Origin of the sequence: Marinobacter algicola DG893 (assembly GCF_000170835.1) — a bacterium.
GTDB lineage: Bacteria > Pseudomonadota > Gammaproteobacteria > Pseudomonadales > Oleiphilaceae > Marinobacter > Marinobacter algicola.
The window spans coordinates 1-24,061 of record NZ_ABCP01000049.1; the positions used below are offsets into that span (position 1 = coordinate 1).

Annotated in this window: 28 protein-coding genes; 12 read left to right on the plus strand and 16 right to left on the minus strand. The window is 57.6% G+C overall.

Features of this window, described 5'->3' with window-relative positions:
- Nucleotides 1–7: 7 nt before the first annotated feature.
- The 8 genes from hisG to MDG893_RS18240 are packed head-to-tail and all read right to left on the minus strand — an operon-like array spanning nt 8 to nt 5,374.
- Nucleotides 8–655 (minus strand): ATP phosphoribosyltransferase, encoded by a 648-nt coding sequence (gene hisG, locus MDG893_RS18205; protein WP_007155305.1) that lies wholly within the window; start codon nt 653–655, stop codon nt 8–10.
- A 22-nt stretch (nt 656–677) separates the two neighbouring features.
- Nucleotides 678–1,940, minus strand: a complete 1,263-nt coding sequence (gene murA, locus MDG893_RS18210) for a UDP-N-acetylglucosamine 1-carboxyvinyltransferase (protein ID WP_007155306.1) — start codon at nt 1,938–1,940, stop codon at nt 678–680.
- A 27-nt stretch (nt 1,941–1,967) separates the two neighbouring features.
- On the minus strand, nt 1,968–2,210 hold the full coding sequence (locus MDG893_RS18215; RefSeq protein WP_007155307.1) for a BolA family protein: 243 nt from the start codon (nt 2,208–2,210) through the stop codon (nt 1,968–1,970).
- 60 nt (nt 2,211–2,270) lie between these two features.
- Entirely contained in the window at nt 2,271–2,612 is a 342-nt protein-coding gene (locus tag MDG893_RS18220) for an STAS domain-containing protein (RefSeq protein ID WP_007155308.1), read from the minus strand.
- The gene (locus tag MDG893_RS18225; RefSeq protein ID WP_040474772.1) at nt 2,609–3,262 is read right to left on the minus strand and encodes an MlaC/ttg2D family ABC transporter substrate-binding protein; all 654 of its coding nucleotides are present in this window, start codon (nt 3,260–3,262) and stop codon (nt 2,609–2,611) included. Before MDG893_RS18225 ends, MDG893_RS18220 begins: the two co-directional genes overlap by 4 nt.
- A 26-nt stretch (nt 3,263–3,288) precedes the next feature.
- On the minus strand, nt 3,289–3,744 hold the full coding sequence (gene mlaD / locus MDG893_RS18230) for an outer membrane lipid asymmetry maintenance protein MlaD (protein WP_007155310.1): 456 nt from the start codon (nt 3,742–3,744) through the stop codon (nt 3,289–3,291).
- 38 nt (nt 3,745–3,782) lie between these two features.
- Entirely contained in the window at nt 3,783–4,562 is a 780-nt protein-coding gene (mlaE, locus tag MDG893_RS18235; protein WP_007155311.1) for a lipid asymmetry maintenance ABC transporter permease subunit MlaE, read from the minus strand.
- On the minus strand, nt 4,562–5,374 hold the full coding sequence (locus MDG893_RS18240; protein ID WP_007155312.1) for an ATP-binding cassette domain-containing protein: 813 nt from the start codon (nt 5,372–5,374) through the stop codon (nt 4,562–4,564). Before MDG893_RS18240 ends, mlaE begins: the two co-directional genes overlap by 1 nt.
- 226 nt (nt 5,375–5,600) lie before the next feature.
- Between MDG893_RS18240 and MDG893_RS18245 the strand changes: the two genes are divergently transcribed.
- The 12 genes from MDG893_RS18245 to yjgA all read left to right on the plus strand — a co-directional run bounded on the left by MDG893_RS18245 (nt 5,601) and on the right by yjgA (nt 14,957).
- Nucleotides 5,601–6,581 (plus strand): KpsF/GutQ family sugar-phosphate isomerase, encoded by a 981-nt coding sequence (locus MDG893_RS18245; protein WP_007155313.1) that lies wholly within the window; start codon nt 5,601–5,603, stop codon nt 6,579–6,581.
- On the plus strand, nt 6,581–7,138 hold the full coding sequence (locus tag MDG893_RS18250; protein WP_007155314.1) for a KdsC family phosphatase: 558 nt from the start codon (nt 6,581–6,583) through the stop codon (nt 7,136–7,138). Before MDG893_RS18245 ends, MDG893_RS18250 begins: the two co-directional genes overlap by 1 nt.
- Nucleotides 7,139–7,729 carry an LPS export ABC transporter periplasmic protein LptC gene (lptC, locus tag MDG893_RS18255; RefSeq protein WP_007155315.1) on the plus strand — a complete coding sequence of 197 codons (591 nt, stop codon included), beginning with the start codon at nt 7,139–7,141 and terminating at the stop codon, nt 7,727–7,729.
- Between the two features lie 82 nt (nt 7,730–7,811).
- Entirely contained in the window at nt 7,812–8,345 is a 534-nt protein-coding gene (gene lptA, locus MDG893_RS18260) for a lipopolysaccharide transport periplasmic protein LptA (RefSeq protein WP_244264454.1), read from the plus strand.
- Nucleotides 8,323–9,048, plus strand: a complete 726-nt coding sequence (lptB, locus tag MDG893_RS18265; RefSeq protein ID WP_007155317.1) for an LPS export ABC transporter ATP-binding protein — start codon at nt 8,323–8,325, stop codon at nt 9,046–9,048. The genes lptA and lptB overlap by 23 nt, the downstream gene beginning before the upstream one ends.
- 166 nt (nt 9,049–9,214) lie before the next feature.
- Nucleotides 9,215–10,741: an RNA polymerase factor sigma-54 gene (locus MDG893_RS18270; protein ID WP_040474773.1), complete on the plus strand. Its 1,527-nt coding sequence runs from the start codon at nt 9,215–9,217 to the stop codon at nt 10,739–10,741.
- A gap of 124 nt (nt 10,742–10,865) precedes the next feature.
- Nucleotides 10,866–11,174, plus strand: a complete 309-nt coding sequence (gene hpf / locus MDG893_RS18275; protein ID WP_007155319.1) for a ribosome hibernation promoting factor — start codon at nt 10,866–10,868, stop codon at nt 11,172–11,174.
- A 94-nt stretch (nt 11,175–11,268) separates the two neighbouring features.
- Nucleotides 11,269–11,739 carry a PTS IIA-like nitrogen regulatory protein PtsN gene (gene ptsN / locus MDG893_RS18280; RefSeq protein WP_007155320.1) on the plus strand — a complete coding sequence of 157 codons (471 nt, stop codon included), beginning with the start codon at nt 11,269–11,271 and terminating at the stop codon, nt 11,737–11,739.
- A gap of 28 nt (nt 11,740–11,767) precedes the next feature.
- On the plus strand, nt 11,768–12,649 hold the full coding sequence (gene rapZ, locus MDG893_RS18285; RefSeq protein ID WP_007155321.1) for an RNase adapter RapZ: 882 nt from the start codon (nt 11,768–11,770) through the stop codon (nt 12,647–12,649).
- A 7-nt stretch (nt 12,650–12,656) separates the two neighbouring features.
- Entirely contained in the window at nt 12,657–12,926 is a 270-nt protein-coding gene (locus tag MDG893_RS18290) for an HPr family phosphocarrier protein (RefSeq protein ID WP_007155322.1), read from the plus strand.
- Between the two features lie 112 nt (nt 12,927–13,038).
- Nucleotides 13,039–14,400, plus strand: a complete 1,362-nt coding sequence (gene mgtE, locus MDG893_RS18295) for a magnesium transporter (protein WP_007155323.1) — start codon at nt 13,039–13,041, stop codon at nt 14,398–14,400.
- A gap of 26 nt (nt 14,401–14,426) precedes the next feature.
- A complete protein-coding gene (gene yjgA, locus MDG893_RS18300) occupies nt 14,427–14,957 on the plus strand; it encodes a ribosome biogenesis factor YjgA (RefSeq protein ID WP_007155324.1) in 531 nt (176 codons plus the stop codon).
- Here yjgA and MDG893_RS18305 read toward each other — a convergent pair.
- The 8 genes from MDG893_RS18305 to MDG893_RS18335 form a co-directional block, all read right to left on the minus strand.
- Nucleotides 14,954–15,814 carry a carbon-nitrogen hydrolase family protein gene (locus tag MDG893_RS18305; RefSeq protein ID WP_007155325.1) on the minus strand — a complete coding sequence of 287 codons (861 nt, stop codon included), beginning with the start codon at nt 15,812–15,814 and terminating at the stop codon, nt 14,954–14,956. The two genes, yjgA and MDG893_RS18305, sit on opposite strands and share 4 nt — an antisense overlap.
- 22 nt (nt 15,815–15,836) lie before the next feature.
- The gene (locus MDG893_RS18310; RefSeq protein WP_244264453.1) at nt 15,837–19,556 is read right to left on the minus strand and encodes a YhdP family phospholipid transporter; all 3,720 of its coding nucleotides are present in this window, start codon (nt 19,554–19,556) and stop codon (nt 15,837–15,839) included.
- Nucleotides 19,557–19,611: 55 nt separating this feature from the next.
- On the minus strand, nt 19,612–21,093 hold the full coding sequence (gene rng / locus MDG893_RS18315; RefSeq protein WP_007155327.1) for a ribonuclease G: 1,482 nt from the start codon (nt 21,091–21,093) through the stop codon (nt 19,612–19,614).
- Nucleotides 21,086–21,691 (minus strand): Maf family protein, encoded by a 606-nt coding sequence (locus MDG893_RS18320; RefSeq protein ID WP_007155328.1) that lies wholly within the window; start codon nt 21,689–21,691, stop codon nt 21,086–21,088. The genes rng and MDG893_RS18320 overlap by 8 nt, the downstream gene beginning before the upstream one ends.
- A gap of 14 nt (nt 21,692–21,705) precedes the next feature.
- Nucleotides 21,706–22,182, minus strand: coding sequence for a rod shape-determining protein MreD (gene mreD, locus MDG893_RS18325; protein ID WP_007155329.1), 477 nt, complete (start codon nt 22,180–22,182; stop codon nt 21,706–21,708).
- On the minus strand, nt 22,182–22,757 hold the full coding sequence (mreC, locus tag MDG893_RS18330) for a rod shape-determining protein MreC (protein ID WP_007155330.1): 576 nt from the start codon (nt 22,755–22,757) through the stop codon (nt 22,182–22,184). Before mreC ends, mreD begins: the two co-directional genes overlap by 1 nt.
- Nucleotides 22,757–23,020: an MreC domain-containing protein gene (locus MDG893_RS21450; RefSeq protein WP_007155331.1), complete on the minus strand. Its 264-nt coding sequence runs from the start codon at nt 23,018–23,020 to the stop codon at nt 22,757–22,759. Before MDG893_RS21450 ends, mreC begins: the two co-directional genes overlap by 1 nt.
- Before the next feature lie 168 nt (nt 23,021–23,188).
- The coding region (locus MDG893_RS18335; protein ID WP_007155332.1) for a rod shape-determining protein at nt 23,189–24,061 on the minus strand (873 nt) is incomplete at its 5' end.

Sequence of the window (24,061 nt, forward strand, 5' to 3'; positions counted from 1 at the left end):
GCCGTTCTTACTCCGAAGCCCGCCTTTTTTCGACGGCAACCGCCATCATCTCAATTATGGGATTAATGCCCTGGTGTTTCATCTTCATCGAGGCACGGTTAACCACAAGTCGAGAACTGATATTTTCAATCAGCTCGCGAGCCTCAAGGCCATTCGCTTTCAGGGTATTGCCGGTATCAACGATATCGACAATCTCGTCGGCGAGTCCAAGAATCGGAGCAAGCTCCATCGCACCGTAAAGTTTGATGATATCAGCCTGCCGCCCCTGGGCCGCGTAATAGCGCCGAGCCAAATTTACGAACTTGGTCGCCACACGCAAACGGCCCTCTGGCGCATTGCAGTCTTTCTTCCCAGCCGTCATCAACCGACACCGGGAAATATTCAGATCCAGCGGCTCATACAACCCGTCACCGCCATGCTCCATCAGCACATCCTTACCGGTTACTCCCAGATCCGCCCCACCGTATTGCACATAGGTAGGCACATCAGTAGCCCGAAGGATCAAAACCCGCACATTTGGGTCTGTGGTCGGAAACACCAGTTTCCGGGACTTTTTGACATCGTCGACCAGCTCAATGCCCGCTTCTTTTAACAGCGGCAGAGTCTCGTCCAGAATTCGCCCCTTCGACAGCGCGATGGTAATGGAATCGGTCATGCGTCCTTCCGGTTCAATGAATTCACGCTGGCAGGCGGCGGATACTCGCGCCCAGCAACTGCAATTTCTCTTCAATACACTCGTAACCGCGGTCAATATGGTAGATGCGATCCACGATGGTATCCCCATCCGAAACCAGCCCGGCAATGACCAGACTTGCAGACGCACGCAGATCCGTTGCCATAACCGGAGCACCGGTCAGATGGTCAACACCCTTGATGATAGCAGCGTTCCCCTCAAGCGTGATGTCCGCCCCCATGCGAATCAGCTCCTGCAGGTGCATGAACCGGTTTTCGAAGACCGTCTCCACGATGGTTCCAGTGCCTTCTGCTACCGCATTCATCGCTGCAAACTGAGCCTGCATATCGGTCGGAAACGCCGGATAAGGCGCTGTGCGCAAACTGACCGCTTTTGGCTGGTTTCCTTTCATATCCAGCGAAATCCAGTCCTTGCCCGTATCGATGTGGGCACCGGCTTCTTCCAGCTTCAGCAGAACCGCTTCCAGCAGATCTTCGCGGGTATCCTTAAGCTTGACCCGGCCACGGGTAGCTGCAGCAGCAACCAGGTAGGTGCCGGTTTCGACGCGATCTGGCAGCACATCGTAGTGACAACCGTGCAGGCGCTCGACACCGTTGATTTCGATGGTTGCAGAGCCATGGCCCTTGATGTCGGCACCCATGGCGATCAGGCACTCAGCCAGATCCACCACTTCCGGTTCCCGGGCAGCGTTTTCAAGGATGGTTTTACCATCGGCCAACGCTGCGGCCATCATCAGGTTTTCCGTACCGGTTACCGTCACGGTATCCAGGAAAATGTGCGCACCTTTCAGGCGGCCATTGGTCTTTGCCTTGATATAACCGTTTTCGACCTTGATGTCGGCGCCCATCTGTTCCAGGCCATGAATGTGCAAATTCACCGGCCGGCTACCGATGGCGCAGCCACCCGGCAGGGACACTTCCGCCTCACCAAAGTGCGCTACCAGTGGCCCTAGCACCAGGATCGAGGCCCGCATGGTTTTCACCAGCTCGTAGGGCGCATGGAACTGCTTGATGGTGTTGGCGTGAACTTCGACGCTCATTTTCTCGTCGATCATCAATTCCACGCCCATGCGGCCGAGCAGCTCGATCATCGTGGTGATGTCGTTCAGGTGCGGCAGGTTGCCCACGGTCACCGGTTCATCCGCCAACAGGGTGGCAGCCAGAATCGGTAGCGCGGCGTTCTTGGCGCCGGATATCCGGATTTCGCCATCGAGAGGCTTGCGGCCTCTGATCAGAAGTTTGTCCACAATGGTGTCCTGTAGTTTGCGGGCATGTCAGCCCTGGCGCGCGGCCCACTCAGTCGGTGTAAAGGCCTTGGGGTGCAGGGCATGAATGGTGCCATCCAGAATGTGCTGGAACAGCGCTTTATTGATCAGTTGCTGCCGCTTGATGGTTGGCAGACCCTCGAACACATCGCCCACTACAACAACAAGATAGTGATTGCCATCGACCTGCACTTCGACCTCACAGTCTGGCAGCGCCTCTTTAACCAACTCGGCAACTTCGGTGGCTTCCATAAATAATCCTCGGGCGTTTTTAAATCAGGGGCGAGATTGTAACCAATTATGGCATTCGGGTCAGCTTTGGTGCAGGTTTTCAGGAGAGGACTGAAAGGAAAAGCCCGGCAAATGGCGATCAAGGCCGCTCAGGGCCGCCAAAGAGTTCAGCCGCTCACTGACGCCGGTAAATCTCAGAGCCTGACTGCGGGCAACTGCAAGGCGGTGCCAACACAGCAGAAGAGACAGCACCACGCTGTGCGCGGTGCCCATGGCGGACAAATCCACCTGCAGATCTGTCTTGCTCGCCCGTATCCACTTCTCCCCTTCCTGCCTGACGGAGACCACGGTAAGCGGATCAATCACGCCGCTCACCGATAGCGTGTCACCGTCCAGAGTCACCACAGGCCGGCTCGCATTCATGATTTGTCGACTTCACCTTCGAGATTCAGCGATTCCACCGCATCACCCCAGTCGTTGATAACAGTCTGGACCTTGCCGCCGTTCTTCTCCATCTCCTGACTGAAACGATCGCGGAAAGCCAGACCAATGTTCACACCTTCGACAATCACGTTTTCCATCATCCAGCGCCCTTCATCCGCTTCGTACATGGAATAAGTCACGGGGTAGCGGTTACCAGAGGCACTGATTACCTCCATACGTACAGATGCCCGACCGTCGTCATTCGGGTTGATCGTGGCTTCCTTCACCTCAATGGTAAAGTCGTCGGCACTCACCAGAGCCTGGGCGTAACTGTCGAAAAGACTGCGCTTGAACTTCTCAACGAACTCGTCGCGCTGCTCCGGTGAGGCCTGTCGTGCATAGCGGCCCATGACCCGGGCCGCAATTCGGCGAAAGTCGACGAAGTTCTTCAGCTCCTGGTCCATGCTCCGGTAAAACGCCTGTGGATTCTTTTCGTACAGGCCCTTTTCCTGATGGAGCTTGTCGACCAGACGCTGGGTATTTTTATCAACATACGCGCGGAGGTCTTCCTCCGGTCCGGCGTGGGCTGGCACTGCCAGCGCTACCATCAGCAACGCAACGATCATCAGGCTATGTCTGATCAGAACCATGGTTTTCTCCCGTGAACCACTTTCTTTCATTGTGACTGCCCGGAGGCAAAGTTGGATATGAGCCGCTCAAGATTCATGGCGGATTGTGTCGAATAGAAGGTATCCCCGTCTCCCAGGGACTCCATATCACCGCCCACCGATATATCAATGTACTGTTCGCCAAGCAGCCCGGATGTACGTATTACTGCTGAGCTGTCAGCCGGAATATTATCCACACTGGCGTTCACATCAATGGTCACGCGGGCCTGGTAGGTTTCCCGATTCAGGGTTATCTCCCGGATCTTGCCGACCGTGACCCCAGCCATGGACACTTTTGCCCGGGGCGTCAGCCCGCCAGCGTCGTTAAAATTGGCGTACAGCGTGTACGAACTTTCCGGAGCCTTAGGTGTCAGCCCGCTGACCTGCAACGCCAGGAACATTATGGCGGCAATGCCTGCGATCATGAACAGCCCCACAATCACTTCTGTTGTTCTCTGTGCCATTCCGGCCCCCTGTTTCCTGACGTTTCAGTATACCGCGCTCAGAAGTCACCAAACATGACGGCGGTAAGCACAAAATCCAGCCCGAGTACGGCCAGCGACGAATACACCACGGTTTTTGTGGTTGCCGCACTGATGCCGGCCGAGGTGGGCACACAGTCGTAACCCTGATAGACCGCAATCCAGGTACAGACGAACCCGAACACAAGGCTCTTGACGACACCGTTCAGGACATCGGCGGTGAAGCTTACGGAAGACTGCATGTTGCCCCAGAAAGAGCCTTCAAACACGCCCAGCCACTCCACACCCACGAGCATGCCGCCCCAGATACCAACCACCGAGAACACCGCAGCCAGCACGGGCACTGAGATAAAGCCCGCCCACAACCGGGGAGCAATCACCCGGCGCAGCGGATCAACACCCATCATTTCCATGCTGGAAAGCTGTTCGGTGGCTTTCATCAACCCGATTTCCGCCGTTAGTGCGGAACCCGCACGGCCGGCAAACAACAGCGCAGTCACCACCGGGCCCAATTCCCGCACCAGGGTCAGGGCAATCATCTGACCGATCGCGGCCTCAGACCCGTAGTCGCTGAGTATTGTGTACCCCTGCAACCCCAGAACCATCCCGATAAACAGGCCGGACACCACAATGATGGCCAGGGACAGAACTCCGACCGAGTAAAGTTGCTTCAGCAACAGCGGAAAACCAACCGAGGGCCGCGGAACGCCTGCCAGGGCACCAACAAGGAAACGCCCGGAGCGGCCCAGCGATGCAATCACGCTCATCCCCAATCGGCCAAAAGCCGCCAGCCGGTCCATCAATCTCCCCTCCCGGCAACACTCCAGTCCTGAGCCGCATCGGCAGCCGGATAGTGGAACGGTACCGGACCGTCCGGATGCCCCCGCAGGAACTGCTGAACCTGCTCCGATGGGTGAGCCCTCAACTCCTCGGGCGTGCCGTCGCCGATAATACGACCGTCCGCAACGATGCAGGCGTAGTGGCAGATACTCAGGGACTCAGGCACATCATGGGACACCAGCACACTGGTTAGCCCCATGGTGCTGTTGAGATCCCGGATCAGCTTCACCAGTACACCCATGGCAATCGGATCCTGGCCGGTAAAAGGCTCGTCGTACATGATCAGTTCCGGGTCCAGCGCGATGCTGCGGGCCAGCGCCACACGCCGGGTCATACCGCCTGACAACTCCGCGGGCATCAGGTCACGGGCTCCACGAAGCCCCACAGCTTCAAGCTTCATAAGGACAATGTCGCGAATCATATCCTCCGGCAGAGTGGTATGAACCCTGAGCGGGAACGCGACGTTCTCAAACACACTGAGATCCGTGAACAACGCTCCACTCTGGAACAACATCCCCATCTTTTCCCGCAGACGGTAAAGCGCCTTACGCTTGAGCTGAGGCACATTTTCCCCCGCTACGACTACGCTGCCGGAATCCGGTTTCAACTGGCCGCCGATCAACCGCAACAACGTGGTTTTGCCAGTGCCACTCGGCCCCATGATGGCGGTAATCCGGCCACGGGGAATGTCCAGGCTGACGCCATCGAAAATACGGCGATTCCCGCGATTGAAAACCACGTCTCTCAGTTCAATGTAGGGGGATGTGTCCATACCTGCTTCCAAAACCGCCTGAGTGTGGCTGAGCCCGCTTTCCCAGCGTTTAATGAGTGCGCTACATTATGTCAACCTGCCTTGAACCTCAATCCATCCTTCACAAAATGAACTGATGTCAATATTCAGTTTTGCTGAACGTCTTGTCATGAAGGGCAGCCAAAGCCGTTGAAGTGATATACTTTTGCCACGACGAAAGCATCAACATTTCGAACCCGGAAGCCAGATGAACACCGAAACCAGCCAGACCTTCAGAAAATCCGCCCTGCGAGCCATCGAGATCGAGCGTGAGGCCATTCAGGCCCTGACCGACAGGATTGATGAGCGTTTCGTCCGCGCCTGCGAAGTGATCATGGCGTGCAAGGGACGCGTTGTCGTAACCGGCATGGGCAAATCCGGCCATATCGGCAACAAGATCGCTGCCACCCTCGCCAGTACAGGAACGCCTTCGTTCTTCGTACACCCGGGCGAGGCCAGCCACGGTGACCTGGGGATGATTACCAGCCAGGATGTGGTTTTGGGCATTTCCAACAGCGGCAACACCAGCGAAGTGTTGACTATTTTGCCGTTAATCAAACGCATGGGGGCCCCATTGATCAGCATGACTGGCAATGAAAACTCCATCCTGGCCCGGGAGGCCGTTGCCAACCTGGATATCAGTGTTGCCCAGGAGGCCTGCCCCCTTGGCCTGGCCCCCACCTCCAGCACCACGGCCACTCTGGTGATGGGCGACGCCCTGGCCGTGGCACTGCTTGAAGCCCGGGGTTTCAGCACCGAAGACTTTGCGCTCTCACACCCCGGCGGCAGCCTGGGCCGCAGGTTGCTGCTGCGTGTCACCGATATCATGCACACCGGGGACCAGATCCCCCGCGTGCAGGAAGACACCACCCTCAGCGGCGCGCTGCTGGAGATTTCCCGCAAGGGCCTGGGTATGACGACGGTCATCAATGCCGGGGGAGACCTGATCGGCGTGTTTACAGACGGCGACCTGCGCCGCACCCTGGACCGCTCCGTGGACATTCACAATACGCCGATTGCCGAGGTCATGACCCGCAACGGGCGTGTCATCCACGATGACCAACTGGCCGCCGAGGCACTGAACATGATGGAAGAACTGAAAATCAACGCCCTGCCCGTCATCAATCGCGACGGTCAACTGACCGGCGCTATCAATATGCACGACCTATTGCGGGCAGGAGTTATCTGATGGCCGACACTCTGCGCCCTCAATGGCCAGCGGACCTGATTGAAAAAGCCGCTGGCATTCGTCTGCTGGCCCTGGATGTGGACGGCGTCATGACCGACGGCACTCTGCTGTTCAGCGCTTCAGGCGATGAGATAAAAGGGTTCAACATTCTTGACGGCCTTGGCATCAAGCAGGTTATGGCTGCAGGCATCAACGTTGCCGTTATTACCGGACGGCGCTCGCCGCTGACAGAAAAACGCATGAATGACCTCGGCATCCCGCATCTGATGCAAGGCCGCGAGGACAAAAAAGTCGCCCTGCGGGAACTGGCTGCGCAGCTGGAGATCATGCCATCCCAGATTGCCTACATGGGCGATGATCTGCCGGACCTGCCCGCGATCCGTTACGCCGGGCTGGGCATAACAGTACCCAACGGCTACTGGCTGGTGCGCCAGCAAGCGGACTTTTGCACGTCGGCCGCGGGGGGGAGCGGCGCAGTCCGTGAAGCTTGCGAACTACTGCTCTGCGCCTGCGGGCAGCTCAACGCAAGCCTGCAACCCTACCTGGAGCAGGACTGAATGGCCGCTGAAGCCCTCTTTACCCGGCCCTGGGTACGAACTCTGGGGCTGGCTGTCACGATAGTGGCACTGTTTTTCCTGCTCTGGCAAAGTGACGAGTCATCAGAGCCGGTGGATGCCGCCGCGCTGAGAGGCGAATCGGAACCAGACGGTTTCGTGGTCAATGGTCGCTATCTGTCTTTCGACGAGACCGGGCGGCTTACCGCACATTTCGAAAGCCCGCGTATTGAGCAGTTCGAGGCCCGCAACGAAACCATTATGGAATCGCCGAATGCGACACTCTACGGCGACCCCGGCAACGCACCCTGGGAAGTCCAGGCCAACAAAGGCCAATTCATGGAAGCTGACGACCTGGTTTACTTGACGGGGGATGTTCGGGTGTCCCAGCAACCCCAAGGCGGGCGCCCCCTGACATTGACCACGTCAACGCTGACACTGGATAACACAAAGCGTACTGTTTACACAGACGCCCCGGTGGAACTGACCGACTCGTTCAGCCTGACCCGCGCCACCGGCATGAAGGCCTGGATTGATGACCGAATCCTCGAACTCGACTCTGAAGTGGAAGGACGCTATGAGCCCGGCAAGTAAGTTCACGCCCCACCCTCGCCGCAGTAGACGCCAACCATTGGCATCGCGCCCGGTAATCTCCTTGATTGTTCTGGCACTGACAATGACTATGGGCGCGCCATTCGCCACGGCCTTCGACCTGGAGTCTGACCAGCCCATCCGGGTCAATGCAGACAACGCACGGCTCGACGAAGGCCAGGGCATTGCAACCTATACCGGCTCGGTTGAAATGAGCCAGGGCGATGCCAACCTTATGGCGGACAAGGTTGTACTCCACCGGGATGAGAATGGCGTCAGCCGCATTGAAGCCACCGGTACCCCGGCACGCTACCGCCAGCCTGCCATGGAAGGCCAGGGCGAAACCGACGCCCGCGCACTTACAATCACCTGGTCCGCCTCCGACAACCGGGTTACCTTTCGGCGCGAAGCTGTGATCGAACAGGGCGGCAACCTGTTCCGAGGCGACGTCATTCATTACGACAGCGCCGAACGCGTGGTGACTGCAGAGGGCTCTGCTGACCAGGGCGATGGCAGCGGTCGCGTCGAAATGGTCATCCAGCCACGCGGCAACTCCGGCAGCAATCCAGATAACAACCCTAACGGACAGGATACCGATGGCAGTTCTCAGGGCCAGTAACCTCGCAAAAAGCTACAAACAGAAGAAGGTCGTCATCGACGTTTCCCTGGAAATTCGCAGTGGCGAGATCGTCGGCTTGCTCGGCCCCAACGGCGCGGGCAAAACGACGTGTTTCTACATGATTGTTGGCCTGGTTTCCGCCGACAACGGTCGCATCACCATCGACAATCAGGACATAACGCCCCTGCCGATGCACGGCCGTGCCCGCAAGGGAATCGGGTACCTGCCCCAGGAAGCATCCGTGTTTCGCAAGCTCACCGTGCGCGACAACATACTGGCGATCCTGGAAACCCGCCGCGAACTCAAACGCGCTGACCGGGAGGCCAAGTTAGAGGAACTGCTTGAAGAGTTTCACATTACCCACATCCGCGACAGCGTCGGCATGGCCCTGTCAGGCGGCGAGCGACGGCGGGTGGAAATTGCCCGGGCGCTGGCGATGGAGCCGGCGTTCATCCTGCTGGACGAACCCTTTGCCGGGGTCGACCCGATCTCAGTGAGCGACATCAAGCAGATTATCCGGCACCTGCGGGACAAAGGCATCGGCGTACTGATCACCGACCACAACGTGCGGGAAACCCTCGACATCTGCGAGAATGCCTACATTGTCAGCGGCGGCCACATCATTGCCTCTGGTAATTCGGACGATATACTGGCCAACCAGCAGGTCAAGGAAGTGTATCTGGGCAACGAGTTTCGCCTGTAGTACACTCGGCAAAGAACTTGCTTGGTGCGGCAAGTAGCCAGCATACAAAGAGTTTTTGTGCAACCCCGGCTCCAGAAAGCACGCTGATGACGTAGCGCGCTAATGACGTAAAGAGAGCCTGAGTGACGGAAGAGAGAGACCGAGTGACGGATCCTGAACCATGGTTATGAAAGCCTCATTACAGTTAAAGCTGGGCCAAAGCCTGACCATGACGCCCCAGCTGCAACAGGCTATCAGGCTTCTGCAGCTCTCCACCCTGGACCTCCAGCAGGAAATCCAGCAGGCATTGGAATCCAACCCAATGCTGGAAACCTCCGAAGACGACGACAACCAGAATCCGGAATCAACGGACAGTGACAATGAGTCCTCTGACACATCGTCAGCCGAGGAGTCCAGCACCACCTCAGACACCGCAACGGAGTGGGACGAATCCGAGAACGGACCTGACTGGTCATCAGAAACGGACAGCCCCGACACCATTCCCGACGATCTTCCCGTCGACACCGCCTGGGACGACATATACCAGTCAGCCCCTGCTTCGGCAGCCCGTAACGACGATGAAAACGACCACGACTTCGAAACCCGCAACTCCCCCACTGAAACCCTTCAGGACCATCTGGAATGGCAACTGAACCTGACGCCCATGAGCGAGCGGGATCAGGCCATCGCCCACGCCCTGATGGATGCGGTCGACAACCACGGCTACCTGACCTCTCCGCTTGAGGAAATTCATTCAGGCATGGTGGACGAATCCGATGAAGACCCGCTGGAACTGGACGAAGTGGAAGCCGTTCTTCATCGCTTGCAGCACTTCGACCCACCCGGTGTGTTCGCGCGTAATCTGCAGGAATGCCTGCTGATCCAGCTGAACCAACTGCCCCCGGAAACACCCTGGCTGGCTCAGGCACGGCTGGTGATCACCCACTACATAAACCTGCTGGGCAACCGTGATTACGCCCAGCTTTTGCGCCGCAGCCGCCTGAAAGAAGAACAGCTACGAGACGTACTGGCGCTTATTACCGGGCTGAACCCACGCCCCGGCGACGCCCTGGACCAGGCTGAACCTGACTACGTCATCCCTGATGTGATCGTGCGCAAGCACAATGAGCGCTGGCGCGTGGAACTGAATCCTGAAATTGCACCGCGCATTCGTGTGAATGCAAGCTATGCTTCTCTTATAAAGCGTGCGGACAGCAGTGCTGACAACACCTACCTGCGGGACCAGTTGCAGGAAGCAAAGTGGTTCATCAAGAGCCTGCAGAGCCGCAACGAAACCCTGCTCAAGGTAGCCACGCGCATTGTCGAGCACCAACAGGGTTTCCTGGATCATGGCGAGGAAGCCATGAAACCATTGATTCTCTCTGATATTGCCCAGGCGGTGGAAATGCACGAGTCGACCATTTCAAGGGTCACCACCCAGAAATACATGCACACACCGCGGGGCATATTTGAACTCAAGTATTTTTTCTCAAGCCATGTCAGTACCGACGAGGGTGGAGAGTGCTCATCCACGGCAATCCGCGCGATGATCAAAAAGCTGATTGCAACGGAAACGCCGAAAAAGCCATTGAGCGATAGCAAAATTGCAGCCATGCTAGGAGACCAGGGTATCAAGGTGGCTAGACGAACCGTGGCCAAGTATCGCGAGGCAATGCACATTCCTCCGTCCAACGAGCGAAAGCGATTGGTGTAGAAAGCGTCTGTCCCCAGACCCACGGGGAGGGCCCTTTCCTGAAAGTATACCGCCTGCAGCATAACGCTGTGGCACACAGCCGGTATCCTAACGGGTGCCGGCAAGCTGAAAACAGGAGAAGCCTATGCAACTCAATATTTCAGGCCATCACGTAGAACTGACTCCCGCACTGAAAGATTACGTATCAGGCAAATTTGAAAAGCTTGAGCGGCACTTCGACCACATCAGCAATTGCCAGGTTACCCTTGAGGTGGAAAAAGTGCGCCAGATGGCGGAAGCTACGCTTCACGTGATAGGCGGTGAGATTCACGCAAAGGCCGAAAACAGCGATATGTACGCTGCCATTGATGCACTGGTAGACAAGCTGGACAGGCAGATCCTGAAGCACAAGGAAAAGAACGTAGACCGGATGCATGGGAACGGCGCCCGCTAGGACGACGCCCCTGCATGACAGTTAATCGAGCTGCGGCACTGGCCAACCATGCTACACGTGCCGCAGCCTTTTTTTACGGAACTGCAGTCGATTCATGACCGACACATCCCTGACTATCGAGAACATTCTCGCGCCGGAGCTAACCCTTTGCCGGGTGTCTGCCTCCAGCAAAAAGCGGGTTATGGAAACCATTGCCGAGCAAATCCAGCAGCACGATTCTTTGCTCAGCGACACCCAGATATTCACCAACCTGGTCGCGCGGGAGCGACTGGGGAGCACGGGTATCGGACAGGGCATCGCGATCCCCCACTGCAGACTGGAAGGGTTGGATCATGTGGTCGGCGTTTTGCTGACCCTGGAAGAAGGCGTTGCGTTCGATGCGATCGACAACCAGCCGGTGGATCTGGTCTTCACCTTGATTGTCCCCAAAGAAGCCACCAGCGAGCATCTTGAGCTTTTGAGCCAGCTTGCTGAAAAGTTCAACGAGCGTGCATTCTGCGACCAACTGCGTCAGTGCACTGATGCAGGCTCTCTCTATCGCCGGATGACTGCAGAGACAAGCTGAACAACTCCACATCCAAGGTGAACGGGCTATGAAACTGATCATCGTCAGCGGCCGATCAGGTTCCGGAAAAAGTACCGCGTTACATGTTCTGGAAGACCTGGGCTTTTACTGCATCGACAACCTGCCCATTGGCCTGCTGTTCCCTCTCACGCAGGAAGCCACCAACCAGAACTCTCCCAGCCGGCTGGGAAAGATGGCAGTCAGCATCGATGCCCGCAACCTCTCCGGGGAACTGAGCAACTTCGAGGATATCTACCGCAGCCTTCAGGATACCGGCGTAACCATCGAGATCATTTATCTCGACGCCGATGAACAGTCTCTGTTGCAGCGCTTCCATGCTACGCGCCGAAAGCACCCGCTGAGTGATGACAAGACCTCCCTGAGGGAGGCCATTGGCAACGAAAAGAAGCTTCTGGAGCCTCTGTCCAAGCTGGCAGACCTATACATCGACACTACCGGGCTGTCCATGTACGAGCTCCGGGACATGGTGAAGCAACGGGTCGCGGGCAGGCGTCATCAGGAACTGGCACTGCTGTTCCAGTCGTTCGGGTTCAAACACGGCGTGCCGTTGGATTCGGACTATGTGTTCGATGTACGCTGCCTGCCCAATCCCTATTGGGACACCAGCCTTCGGCAGTTTGTGGGCACCGACCAGCCAGTCATCGATTTCCTGGAAAAGGAGCCGTTGAGCCGAAAGATGGTCGAGGACCTGACCCAATTCCTGGAAAACTGGCTACCATCGTTTGCCGACAGCAACCGCAGCTATATGACCATATCCATCGGCTGCACCGGTGGCCAGCATCGCTCGGTTTATATCTGCGAGCAACTCGGCCGCTATTTTTCGGGCAAATACAGCAATGTGCAGGTTCGTCACACCGAACTTCCGCACCTGCAGAGCAGGGAAAGCTGAACCGCCTATGATTCGCCGTCCCATTACCATCATCAACAAACTTGGGCTCCATGCCCGAGCCGCAGCCAAATTGGTGGCCAAGGCTTCTGAGTTCGACAGCAGCGTTCAGATCAGCCGTAAAGGGCGGCAGGTGGATGCCAAGAGCATCATGCCAGTCATGATGCTCGCCGCCAGCCAGGGGGCCGAAGTAGAGCTGATTGTAGACGGCCCGGATGAATCCGAAGCTGTGGATGCATTGGTCACGTTGATTAACGACTACTTCGGGGAAGGCGAATAACCACTTCCATCTTGGATATCCTTGCCCGTCTACGGCATTCACCTACAACTCACCCTCACCTATGTTGCCTAACTCCGCTATAATACGAGGGTTTTCTGACTGTGGGTGATCCATGACCGATATTCTGGAGAAAAGCCAAGCGCGCCAACGTCTTCGCTCCCTGAGCGAAGCGCTGGACAGTGGCGCCCTGAAACAGGTTGCCCGCATCCTGAATGGTGGCCTGAGCCCCAGTGACATCGCCCACCTGCTGGAATCATCACCACCCCGTCAGCGTGCCCTGCTCTGGAACCTGGTTGACAAGCAGCTTGAGGGCGAAGTCCTCCAGTACCTGAACGATGATATCCGAGGTTACTTCCTGAGCCAGTTGAACGCTCAGGAACTCGCGGACATCATCGAGGATTTTGAGTCGGACGATCTGGCCGACTTACTGCAGCAGCTGCCGGACACAGTGATCCAGGAAGTCCTGGACACCATGGACGAGCAGGACCGTCAACGCGTCGAAGAGGTCCTCTCCTACCCGGAAGATACCGCCGGCGGCCTGATGAATACGGACACCATTACGGTGCGCCCGGACATCAGTATTGACGTGGTTCTGCGCTACTTGCGCCGTCATCGCAACCTGCCCCCGATGACGGATAGCCTTATTGTGGTCAGCCGACGCGACGAGTTCATCGGCATGTTGCCTATCACCAAAATGCTGGTATCCAATCCGGCGGCAACCGTGCGGGAGGTAATGGACACGGACATCGAGCCGATACCGGTTACGCTGTCCGACACCAAGGTGGCAACCCTGTTCGAACGTTACGACCTGATCTCAGCACCCGTGGTCAGTGAGGAAGGCCGACTCCTGGGCCGGATCACCATCGATGACGTGGTTGACGTTATTCGCGAAGACGCAGACCACTCTCTGATGAGCATGGCCGGTCTTGATGAAGACGAAGACACCTTCGCACCGATTCTGAAGACTACCCGACGCAGGGCCGTGTGGCTGGGCATCAACCTGCTTACGGCCTTTACCGCTTCGGCCGTGATCGGGCTGTTTGAGGCGACCATCGAGAAAGTTGTAGCTCTTGCGGTATTGATGCCCATCGTGGCGTCCATGGGTGGCATCGCCGGCAGCCAGACCCTGACCCTGGTCATCCGTGGCATGGCCGTGGGACAGATCAGTGGCGCCAACGTGGGCTGGCTGCTAAACCGCGAATTTATTGCGGGTGCCCTGAACGGATTATTGTGGGCGGTGGTGGTTGCATCAGCGGCAACCCTCTGGTTCAGCGATATCATGATTGGCGCCATTATCGCCGCCGCGCTGATCATCAACCTGATCGCTGCGGCCCTCGTGGGCACTGTACTGCCCCTGTTCCTGAAATCCCGCAACATTGATCCGGCCTTGGCCGGCAGCGTTATACTGACAACCGTCACGGATGTGGTCGGCTTTATGGCCTTCCTTGGTCTGGCGACGATATTCTACGGATAACCTGTATCCGACAACACGGACTTAAAATGAACGACTCCCAAGACGACGCCCCGGAATACCTCGGCCCGAGCAAATCCCAACTCAAGCGTGAAATGCACCAGTTGCAGGATCTTGGCAGGCGCATGCTGGATCTGAGTAACGACCAGCTCAACACCCTTCCCATCAGCGATACCCTGCGGGCGGCCATTGAGGAATCCCGTCGCATTCGCCAGAACGAAGCCCGTCGCCGCCACCTGCAATACATCGGCAAGATTATCCGCCAGGAAGACGACCCGGAAGGGCTGACTCGAGCCATCGACGCCTTCGATGCCGGCAGCGAAGAGCACACCCGCCGACATCACCTTGCTGAACGCTGGCGCGACCGGATGATTGAGGAAGGCGACTCGGCCGTCGGCGAATTCCTGAACTACTGCACAACGGCCGATATCCAGCATCTGCGCAACCTCGCACGCAACGCTCGCCGGGACGTGCAGACAGAAAAGAATACCGGCCAGCCGCGAAAGCTGTTTCGCTACCTCAGAGAGTGCATTGACGACGTCGAAGCCACCGGAAACTAAAGTCTCCGGTGTTCCCAGACGGGCATCCGTGTGCGGATGTCCTTGAGTGTTTCGCGGTCAAGCTCGCTAACGACGATACCCGGCCCCTCGTCGATTTCGGACAGTATTCGGCCCCAGGGGTCTACGATCGCGCTGTGCCCGTAGGTGCGCCGACGCTCACTGTTTTGCCCACCCTGGGCCGCAGCCACCAGCCAGACCTGATTCTCAATGGCACGGGCACGTATCAGCGCATGCCAGTGGGCGTCACCGGTGTACCAGGTAAACGCACTGGGCAGGGACACCCATTCGGCGTCCTGCTCCCTAAGCTGTCGGAACAGCTCGGGAAAGCGCAGGTCGTAACAGATGGCCATGCCGAGTCGCCCTGCCGGCGTATCAATCACAACCACATCCTCACCCGGCTCGAAGGTATCTGACTCACGATACTGCCCCTGGGCATCTTCCACGGTGGCGTCAAAAAGATGAATCTTGTCGTAGCGGGCAACCTCACGGCCCCGGTCATCGTAGACATAGCAGCAGGCGCGAACCCGATCGGTCACGGCGGACCAGTCCGGCCTCGCCGCAATGGGTAACGAGCCACCGACCACCCAGATGCCAAGTTCGGTCGCTTGCTGAGCCAGGAATTGCCGAATCACGTTGTCCGGTTCCGCTTCCCGGCGGCCACAGCCGATCATCTGTTTTGTGGCCAGCACCGCAAAGTTTTCGGGCAACACTGCGATGCTGGCACCTGCGTCCGCCGCCTCCTTCAACAGCCTTGCTGCCTCATTGAGGTTGGCGGCGATGTCATGGGTACTGACCATCTGTATCGCCGCTACCCGACTTGCCTGCCATTTGACGGGGTTGTCTCTTTGCGTTGACATCACGGCCCTCCTGCCAAAACCATCAATTGCCGGTATCGAATACTCGCCTCAGTCGAACATCTGGCTCGTCCCAGCTTCCACTTACACTATAGGTCGCACTGGTGAGTTTGCTCAATGGATCACCCAACACTTTGTCGAGTACAAACAACGCGCCGCCGATCGGAGCACCAGCCCCCATCAATAAAGCGGCCAATGGCAGGTTCTGGGTCAGAGGCAACACCACCACCATTCTCATATCGAGGGTTTCCTCAATCATATTGGAGGTGCCCGTCAGCTTGAAGGCGCCGGAAGGCCCCACCACCTGCAGTTCCGGGTCCAACGTCAGCAGGCCGTTAATCATGCTGGCTTTGCCGGAGATGGCATCGAAGGCGACGCCCGCTTCATACAGGTCGGAGAAATCTAGCTTCAGACGGCGCCAGAGCGTGTCGGCGTTGAGAAGATTGAACACCCGGAACAGCTGAGCCGTATTGTTGCCCTCGAGGATGACACCGTCGTCAAAACGCACACTGACCGAGCCACTGAGGCCTGATACGTCAAACTGATCCGGGCGGCCTGGCCAGTCAATATCGAGCTTGACGGCCGTGTTCTTGCTACGGAAGGGAATCTCAGCGCCAACCAACGTGTCGAGGTCCGCCAGCGACTGACCGTTGATATCGCCGGTAAAACGGGTGATTTCCCGACCGGCTGCAATGCTCCAGGTCAGCTCCCCCGTCAGGGTCAGGGATTTGAGCGTGCCAACGATGTCCTGCACCCGCAGTTGAGCAGCGTCAGGCCTCAGTTGGAACGACCAGCTACCGGCGTTTTCACTATCCATGTTGAGAGCGGCAATACGGACATCCACGTCCGGCCAGTTGCCAATGTCCAAGTTACGAAACGCCTGTACCTGATGCTCGGGTTCAGGCCGGTCGTCCGCCTCACTATCGCTTCTATGGAGCATCAGGCGTTCGAGATCAACGCTGACCGGTCGATCCTCCTGGGGCCAGATGACACGTCCGGAGGCCCATTCCGAATCGGTTGTGATCAACCACTCATGGTCACTCTGCTGTGCGGACACCGTCATATTGGTCAGCTGGCGATCGCCCAGAAACAGCTCATTCAGGGCAATGTCTACCATTCCCGGCTGCCAGGTCATATCCAGATTGGCACGATCTTGCCAGTCGACTGACAGATCGACACCGGACTCTTGCCGGGGCGTGACGGTTACCTTCAGGGGCGCTTCATCATCGATGTCTTTTGCGAGCGGGGCAGGCCAGTCGATCGACAGTCCGGCAAGATCCGAATACAGCGTAATGGCGGAAGCGGTGTCCGTTGAGACGTCCAGTGTTGCCTGGTAGCCAATATCGCCACTGAGCCCCATTTCCATGCCCTCCGGCAACTCGGTTTTATCCAGGAGCTGGCGAATATCGAGGCGGCCATATTGGCGGATATTGAGCGACTGACCGCTGTCACCCCGCCGCAGCAGGACCGTAACCGGAGAGCCCATGAAATGAGCCTGCAGGGGGTTCTCGGAAAACCCCTCATCGCTGGTGAACGTCAGCTCGCCATTGACCTGGGTCCACTGCAGATCGGCTTCGGGATAAGTCAGAGTTCCTGAATTGGCGCTGACACTGGCGCTGATGGTGGGTGGCGCGTCGGATACCAGAGGCAAACCAAGCCCCAGATCCAGGTGAAAATCGCCGTCCAGGGCGATACTTCGTCCTGCCTCTCCCGCCAACTCACCCAGGGGGCTGTTGTCCATCCAGAAAGCCAACGCCGATCCGGGGACCTGGGCTGACGCATCGACGTATACCAGTATGTCCTCGCTCTCCGGGACAACCCGCACCTCGCTGGGTTCCAGTTCCAGCCCACCCGTTTTTCCTGCGCTGATATCGACCCTTGTGCGACCATCCTGTATAAAGACTTCACCACTGGCACCCGTAACCTCCGGCCACCGCTCGTCATAGCGGATACTGGCTTCTTCGAAACGGTAAACCATTGAGGACACGAAAGAGTTTTCCGGGGCGTCACGATCAATCTGGCCATGACCGTAAAACTCACCGCTGGAAATATCGGCCTTGGTAATTGCCGTTGTCAGCCATTGGTAGAGCTCAGGGTCGACCACCTTCACTGGCACAAAGTCGGCAAGCATATCGGCCGTGCCATCGCGCACACTGACCTTCAGCCCCAGATTATCCTCCCCGCCCTGATCCATCCGCAGGTCAAACGCTCCGGTCAGCCGGGTGTTGGCACCATAGGCCATACGGATATCATCGGCGTATACGCGGGTTACCCCTCCCTCAAAACGCCAGGCCACGCCTGCCCTGACATCTCGGAGGCTCCAGCCCCCGCGGAACAGCTCCGGGAACCCGAGCGACAGCTCCTGGCTGCTCACCCTGACGAAACCGCCTTCCCGATCAACAACCAGAGTACCATCAAGACCAGACACCCCCGGCGCGCCGTCATAGGCCCTCACGCCAACATTATTCAGCGCGGCCGTCAGCTCAAAGTCACGGCCATCGTCCGTGGGCAGGTTAAGCATCACCCGGTCCAGGCGGCCCGTAGGGCGATAATTCTCAAGGGCCCTTTCAGCCCTATCCGGCAGCAGGTTCATACCTGCAATCAACCGCCGAAGGGGTTGCAGTGGAAGTGCATCAGCAATCAATCTACGGCCCTCGTCGCGATGACTGAACCGGAGACTGAACGGAGAGACTGTATTGCCGTTCCACTCCCACTCGAGTTCCTTTACGTGAAACTCACCGGTGGCGTACCAGGGTTTAGCCGTCGCTTCCGGCTCGTGCTCCCCCAATGAATCGTGCCTGCGCCAGCCAAATTCCGCCCTGATGTCCTCAAGTGGGGCCAGGGATTGGAGCCCAACACCAAGTTGCAGATACGGCGTTTCCAGATTGCCACTGACCTGCTCGATGCGCCCATCCCGAAACGTCATCCAGACCTGGCCTCCGAGATCGAAACCTTCAGCCCGTATGTTCCGCCAGGCGTACTCCTCTGCGAGTCCATCAAACAACCGGCCGGAGTTGATATCCGCATAAACCTGGCCAGTAAAGTCACCACGGAAGAAGTGCCGACCAACCAGCTCAAAGCTGGCCAGTTGTTCGGTCGTTCCCGGCCGCATCGCACGGCCGGAAGCATGAAACAGCCCGCGCCGGTAGATCAGGTCCAGTTGGGGCACCTCTACATGGCGCAGGGCGCCATTGGCGTCGCGAATACCAAGATCAAGGCGAGTAACTTTAACGGAGGGGTCGGACAGCCACTCGCCAGCGATATCGAGCCAGAGTTCCAGGTCATTTGCGACAGGATCCGGAATATCGACACCTTCGACGGTCACCGCCCCCCTTGGAGTCTGGTTGATCGTCAATTCCAGACCGTCGGCGTCAAAATCAGCGAACACAATACGCAGGCGCATGAGCGAGGCGAGAAAATCGAGGCCAATGCGGACGCTCTTCAGTGAACCGGCAACGTCACTACGGTCGTTTTCGGAGACGACCACGATATCGCGGGCGACAATGGTTGGGTCCAGCCAGTTCCAACTGGAGGAGAGCGCACCAATGGTGACGGGCTGACCAAGCTCCGACGACAACCGTTGTTCAATCGAAGAGCGATACTCGTTGATGTTCTGAGTAATCTGGCGCCCTATTCCGGCATAGAGCGCCATCAGAACGATAACCGCCAGCAGGAGCCACCAGATCAGACTGGCGGCGCCCGAGACGATTCGAAGTAACAGGTGTTTCAGAGTTTGATCAGCCACACTGGATGCCATCAGGGGTAATCGCCACGCCTAAACAATGCCTGCCGGGCCAGCGTTACAGCAGTACCACATCATACTGCTCCTGACTGTAAAATGGCTCAACCTGAAAACGGATGGTTTTGCTGATAAACGTCTCAAGGTCGGCCACATTGTCGGACTCTTCATCCAGCAGCCGATCCACCACGCTCTGGGACGCCATCACCAGATAGCTTTCCGCATCGTAGGCCCGATTGACCCTGAGGATTTCACGGAAGACTTCATAACAGACCGTTTCGCTGGTTTTGAGGAAGCCGCGACCATCACAGATGGGACAAGGCTCACATAAAATCTGTCCAAGACTTTCGGTGGTGCGCTTGCGGGTCATTTCCACCAGCCCGAGCTCGGAAACCCCGGTAATCTTGGTTTTGGCGTGATCCCGTTCCAGCATTTTCTCCAGCATTCGGTGAACCTGGCGCTGGTGCTCGGAATCCTCCATATCAATGAAATCGATGATGATGATACCACCGAGATTCCTCAATCTGAGCTGGCGACTGATGGCACGGGCCGCCTCGAGGTTGGTCTTGAAAATGGTTTCCTCGAGGTTGCGATGCCCCACAAACGCGCCCGTGTTGATATCGATCGTGGTCATCGCTTCGGTCTGGTCGATGATCACGTAGCCACCGGATTTGAGCTGCACCTTGCGACTAAGGGCTTTCTGAATTTCATCCTCAACGGAATACAGGTCAAAAATGGGACGTTCGCCCGGGTAATACTCGACCTTGTCGGAAAACTCGGTTACGAACTCCTCAACAAATTCCATCACCCGCTGGTGGCTTTCCCGACTATCGATACGCACCTTCTCGGTCTGTGGACGAATCAGGTCGCGAATGGTGCGTATAAACAGGGGAAGATCCTGATACACCACCGAAGGCGCCTGGCTTCGGGTAATGCGTTCCTCAATGGCCTGGTTCAGACGGTGCAGATAGGTCATATCACCGATCAGGTCATCTTCCGAGGCCGCCTCCGCAGCTGTGCGAATAATGTAACCGCCAGAGATGTCCGGTTCTGCGGCAGCACCCTCTTCCACCAGTGATTTCAACCGAGAACGCTCGGTCTCATCTTCAATTCGCTGGGAAATACCAACATGACGGACGCCAGGCATGAATACCAGGTAGCGCGATGGGATGGATAGCTGTGTGGTCAGCCGCGCCCCCTTGGTTCCAATAGGGTCCTTGGTGACCTGAACCACAAGGGACTGCCCTTCACGGAGCAAGGTGCGAATATCGGGAACGGTTTTCGGCGTCTCGGGGGCTTCGTTGGCCGGCTGCTGACTGGTGACAACATCAGAGGCATGGATAAACGCCGCACGCTCCAGACCAATGTCCACAAATGCCGCTTCCATGCCAGGCAATACGCGAACCACCTTGCCCTTATAAATGTTGCCGACGATGCCCTTGCGGCTGGTGCGCTCAATGTAGGCCTCCTGGAGCATACCGTTCTCCACCAGCGCCACCCGGGTTTCCACCGGGGTCACATTGATCAGTATTTCTTCACTCATTGCGGCTCTCCTGCCTGCTGTTCCAGGTTTCCCATACCGGGTATCCGGCACCGGCCAGTAATGCTGCGGTTTCGTGCAGGGGCAGCCCCACTACGGCGCTGTAACTGCCTCGGAGTTCCTCTACAAAAATACCACCCCGCCCCTGAATGCCATAGCCGCCCGCTTTATCCATGGGCTCACCAGTTGCCACATAAGCTTCGATTTCCGCCGCCAGCAGCTCGCGGAAACGAACATTCGTTATCACCAGGCGCGACTCACAAATGCCATTGTGAACCACAGCGACAGCTGTCATGACCTGATGAGTGGTTCCCGAAAGCGCCTGCAACATAACGATCGCATCGCCGGTGGTGGCTGGCTTGCCCAGAATCCGCCCCTCCAGCACGACCGAGGTGTCCGAACCAATCACCAGGCAGTCGGGCTTGGAAGCACTTCCCGCCAGAGCCTTTTCGCGGGCAAGACGCTCGACATAATGTTCGGCTGATTCGTTGCTCGCGGGCGTTTCGTCGATATCTGCCGGCTGAACCAGGAACGACAGACCGATCTGCCTTAACAGTTCGGCTCTTCGAGGGGAGGCTGAGGCAAGAACAATAGACTGCATAGCGTCCTCCAATCCTAGCCCAGCTTGCGATTCAGGTTATCCAGCAATACACACAATACCGGCCAGACCAGGGCACTGGTTAGCGCCGGCCACAAGTAGCTGAAACCGGAATTATCAGCTCCCAGTGTCTGCTTGATAAAATGCACCAGCATCTGGTTTATCCCCAGCAACAGGAACACCATCAGACACTGTTGCGGCAAAGGGTACATACGCAGGCGCTGGTGAATGGTCAGTACCAGAAACGCAATGACGCCCATCGCCAGGGCATTCACGCCCAGCGGTGTGGCTTCCAGTACGTCCAGCAGCAGTCCGAGGCACCAGGCCAACAGGATACCGAACTGGGCCGGCGCCCGGAACGTCCAGTAGAACACAATCAGGCCCAGCCATTCGGGCCGGAACTCAAACCAACCCAGTGGAAACAGCGAACTGCTGAGCACCAGGGCAAACAAAACACTCAGGGCAAAAACGGGGTAACTGATCACCGACAGCATTAGCGCACCCCATCCTGTTCTGGTGATCCGGCATCGGAGCCTTCGGGAGAGCTTTCAGCATCATCCGTGGCGTCCTGTTCCGGTGAAAACACAACCAGCACCAGACGACTCCGATTCAGTTCCGCCATTGGCGTAGCACGAATTTTCACAAACGGTTCACCCGGCTCCTTGGAAATCTGGTCCACTTCCGCCACCGGGTAGCCCTTGGGAAAACGCCCTCCAAGCCCGGAGCTGACCAGCAAATCTCCTTCGCGAATATCGGCGGTATCCGGCACATGCACCAATTCAAGCGCGCTGGTGTCCCCATTTCCAAGCAGGATAGCCCGCAAGCCGTTACGAACCACCTCCACGGGCACCGCATGGCTACTGTCCGACACCAATAGAACCCGAGAGGTGAAACTACTGGCTTGCTGGACCTGCCCCATCAAGCCATTGGCGTCGAGGATGGCCTGGCCGACCACAACACCGTCACGGCTGCCTTTATTAATCACCACTTCGTGAGAGAACGGGTCGGGTGAAACACCGACTATTTCGCCAACAATCACCCGGTCATCAAGGACCTCCGAGGAGTTCATCAGTTTGCGCAGTTCATTGTTTCCGACGCCAGGGCGGCATATTTAAGCGCCCGGCGCTCCAGTATCAGCAAGCGCGCGCGCAACGCTTCGTTTTCTTCCTGGAGGTCTTCACGGGTGGTAAACAGGCTGGCCACCCAGTCGCTGAATTCGGAGGGCGCGTTGCCAAGCCAGTGAACCGGGGCGAGGCCGGTACCGATGGCGCTACGTACCGGCGTGACCTGATCGAAGCGAGCATCCGCAACGATCAGAATCGCTGATAGCACAATAACCAGTAGCAGCCTGAAACCGGGAACGGGGCCTTGGACAAAGATGGTTTTAATAACTCACCCTCCCGCAATCCATGCAGGTGTCCATACGACAACCGCCGCCGTGATCATTCACGAGCGGCGGCCGGGTAAAGGCAATGTCGGGGCGTAAAGCCGGAGTCAAGGTCAGCCCTCCTGGGAGAACATTCCGATTCCGCCACGATCAATCACTTCCAGCGCCTTGCCACCGCCACGGGCGACACAGGTCAGCGGGTCTTCCGCAATAATCACCGGCAGGCCGGTTTCCTCGCTGATCAGTTTATCCAAACCGCGCAGCAACGCACCACCACCGGTAAGCACAATGCCACGTTCGGCGATATCAGACGCCAACTCAGGCGGCGACTGTTCCAGGGCGCTTTTCACCGTCTGGACGATCTGCGCCAGGGATTCCTGAAGAGCATCGAGGATTTCCTCGCTGTTCAGGGTAAACGCCCTGGGTACGCCTTCGGCGAGGTTGCGGCCGCGAACGTCGATCTCGCGGATATCCAGCCCCTCATAGGCGCAGCCAATTTCGTGCTTGATGCGTTCCGCGGTGGAGTCACCAATCAGGCTGCCGTAGTTACGGCGAACGTAGGTGACAATCGCTTCGTCAAACTTGTCGCCCCCGGTACGAACCGACTCGGCGTAAACAATGCCATTCAGGGAGATGATAGCGATCTCGGTGGTGCCACCGCCGATGTCCACAATCATGGAACCGCTGGCTTCCTCCACCGGCAGGCCAGCGCCGATGGCGGCCGCCATCGGCTCTTCAATCAGGAACACTTCCCTTGCACCTGCGCCGAGAGCGGATTCACGGATGGCCTTGCGCTCTACCTGGGTGGACTTGCTGGGAACGCAAACCAGTACGCGGGGGCTTGGGGTGATAAAGCTGTTCTCGTGCACTTTGTGGATGAAGTGCTGGAGCATTTTCTCGGTTACCACGAAATCTGCGATCACACCGTCTTTCATCGGGCGGATGGCGGTGATGTTTCCTGGAGTGCGGCCAAGCATGCGTTTGGC

Bases quoted from the DNA above. Each gene is read 5' to 3' on its own strand.
- yjgA (WP_007155324.1), top strand. From the start codon at position 14,427: ATGAACGACTCCCAAGACGACGCCCCGGAATACCTCGGCCCGAGCAAA.
- MDG893_RS18225 (WP_040474772.1), bottom strand. From the start codon at position 3,262: ATGGTTCTGATCAGACATAGCCTGATGATCGTTGCGTTGCTGATGGTA.
- mreC (WP_007155330.1), bottom strand. From the start codon at position 22,757: ATGAACTCCTCGGAGGTCCTTGATGACCGGGTGATTGTTGGCGAAATA.
- ptsN (WP_007155320.1), top strand. From the start codon at position 11,269: ATGACCGACACATCCCTGACTATCGAGAACATTCTCGCGCCGGAGCTA.
- mgtE (WP_007155323.1), top strand. From the start codon at position 13,039: ATGACCGATATTCTGGAGAAAAGCCAAGCGCGCCAACGTCTTCGCTCC.
- lptA (WP_244264454.1), top strand. From the start codon at position 7,812: ATGACTATGGGCGCGCCATTCGCCACGGCCTTCGACCTGGAGTCTGAC.
- MDG893_RS18270 (WP_040474773.1), top strand. From the start codon at position 9,215: ATGAAAGCCTCATTACAGTTAAAGCTGGGCCAAAGCCTGACCATGACG.
- MDG893_RS18290 (WP_007155322.1), top strand. From the start codon at position 12,657: ATGATTCGCCGTCCCATTACCATCATCAACAAACTTGGGCTCCATGCC.
- MDG893_RS18305 (WP_007155325.1), bottom strand. From the start codon at position 15,814: ATGTCAACGCAAAGAGACAACCCCGTCAAATGGCAGGCAAGTCGGGTA.
- mlaD (WP_007155310.1), bottom strand. From the start codon at position 3,744: ATGGCACAGAGAACAACAGAAGTGATTGTGGGGCTGTTCATGATCGCA.
- MDG893_RS18215 (WP_007155307.1), bottom strand. From the start codon at position 2,210: ATGGAAGCCACCGAAGTTGCCGAGTTGGTTAAAGAGGCGCTGCCAGAC.
- lptC (WP_007155315.1), top strand. From the start codon at position 7,139: ATGGCCGCTGAAGCCCTCTTTACCCGGCCCTGGGTACGAACTCTGGGG.
- MDG893_RS18245 (WP_007155313.1), top strand. From the start codon at position 5,601: ATGAACACCGAAACCAGCCAGACCTTCAGAAAATCCGCCCTGCGAGCC.
- lptB (WP_007155317.1), top strand. From the start codon at position 8,323: ATGGCAGTTCTCAGGGCCAGTAACCTCGCAAAAAGCTACAAACAGAAG.
- MDG893_RS18250 (WP_007155314.1), top strand. From the start codon at position 6,581: ATGGCCGACACTCTGCGCCCTCAATGGCCAGCGGACCTGATTGAAAAA.
- hpf (WP_007155319.1), top strand. From the start codon at position 10,866: ATGCAACTCAATATTTCAGGCCATCACGTAGAACTGACTCCCGCACTG.
- hisG (WP_007155305.1), bottom strand. From the start codon at position 655: ATGACCGATTCCATTACCATCGCGCTGTCGAAGGGGCGAATTCTGGAC.
- rapZ (WP_007155321.1), top strand. From the start codon at position 11,768: ATGAAACTGATCATCGTCAGCGGCCGATCAGGTTCCGGAAAAAGTACC.
- MDG893_RS18320 (WP_007155328.1), bottom strand. From the start codon at position 21,691: ATGCAGTCTATTGTTCTTGCCTCAGCCTCCCCTCGAAGAGCCGAACTG.
- mlaE (WP_007155311.1), bottom strand. From the start codon at position 4,562: ATGGACCGGCTGGCGGCTTTTGGCCGATTGGGGATGAGCGTGATTGCA.
- mreD (WP_007155329.1), bottom strand. From the start codon at position 22,182: ATGCTGTCGGTGATCAGTTACCCCGTTTTTGCCCTGAGTGTTTTGTTT.
- rng (WP_007155327.1), bottom strand. From the start codon at position 21,093: ATGAGTGAAGAAATACTGATCAATGTGACCCCGGTGGAAACCCGGGTG.
- MDG893_RS18240 (WP_007155312.1), bottom strand. From the start codon at position 5,374: ATGGACACATCCCCCTACATTGAACTGAGAGACGTGGTTTTCAATCGC.
- MDG893_RS18220 (WP_007155308.1), bottom strand. From the start codon at position 2,612: ATGAATGCGAGCCGGCCTGTGGTGACTCTGGACGGTGACACGCTATCG.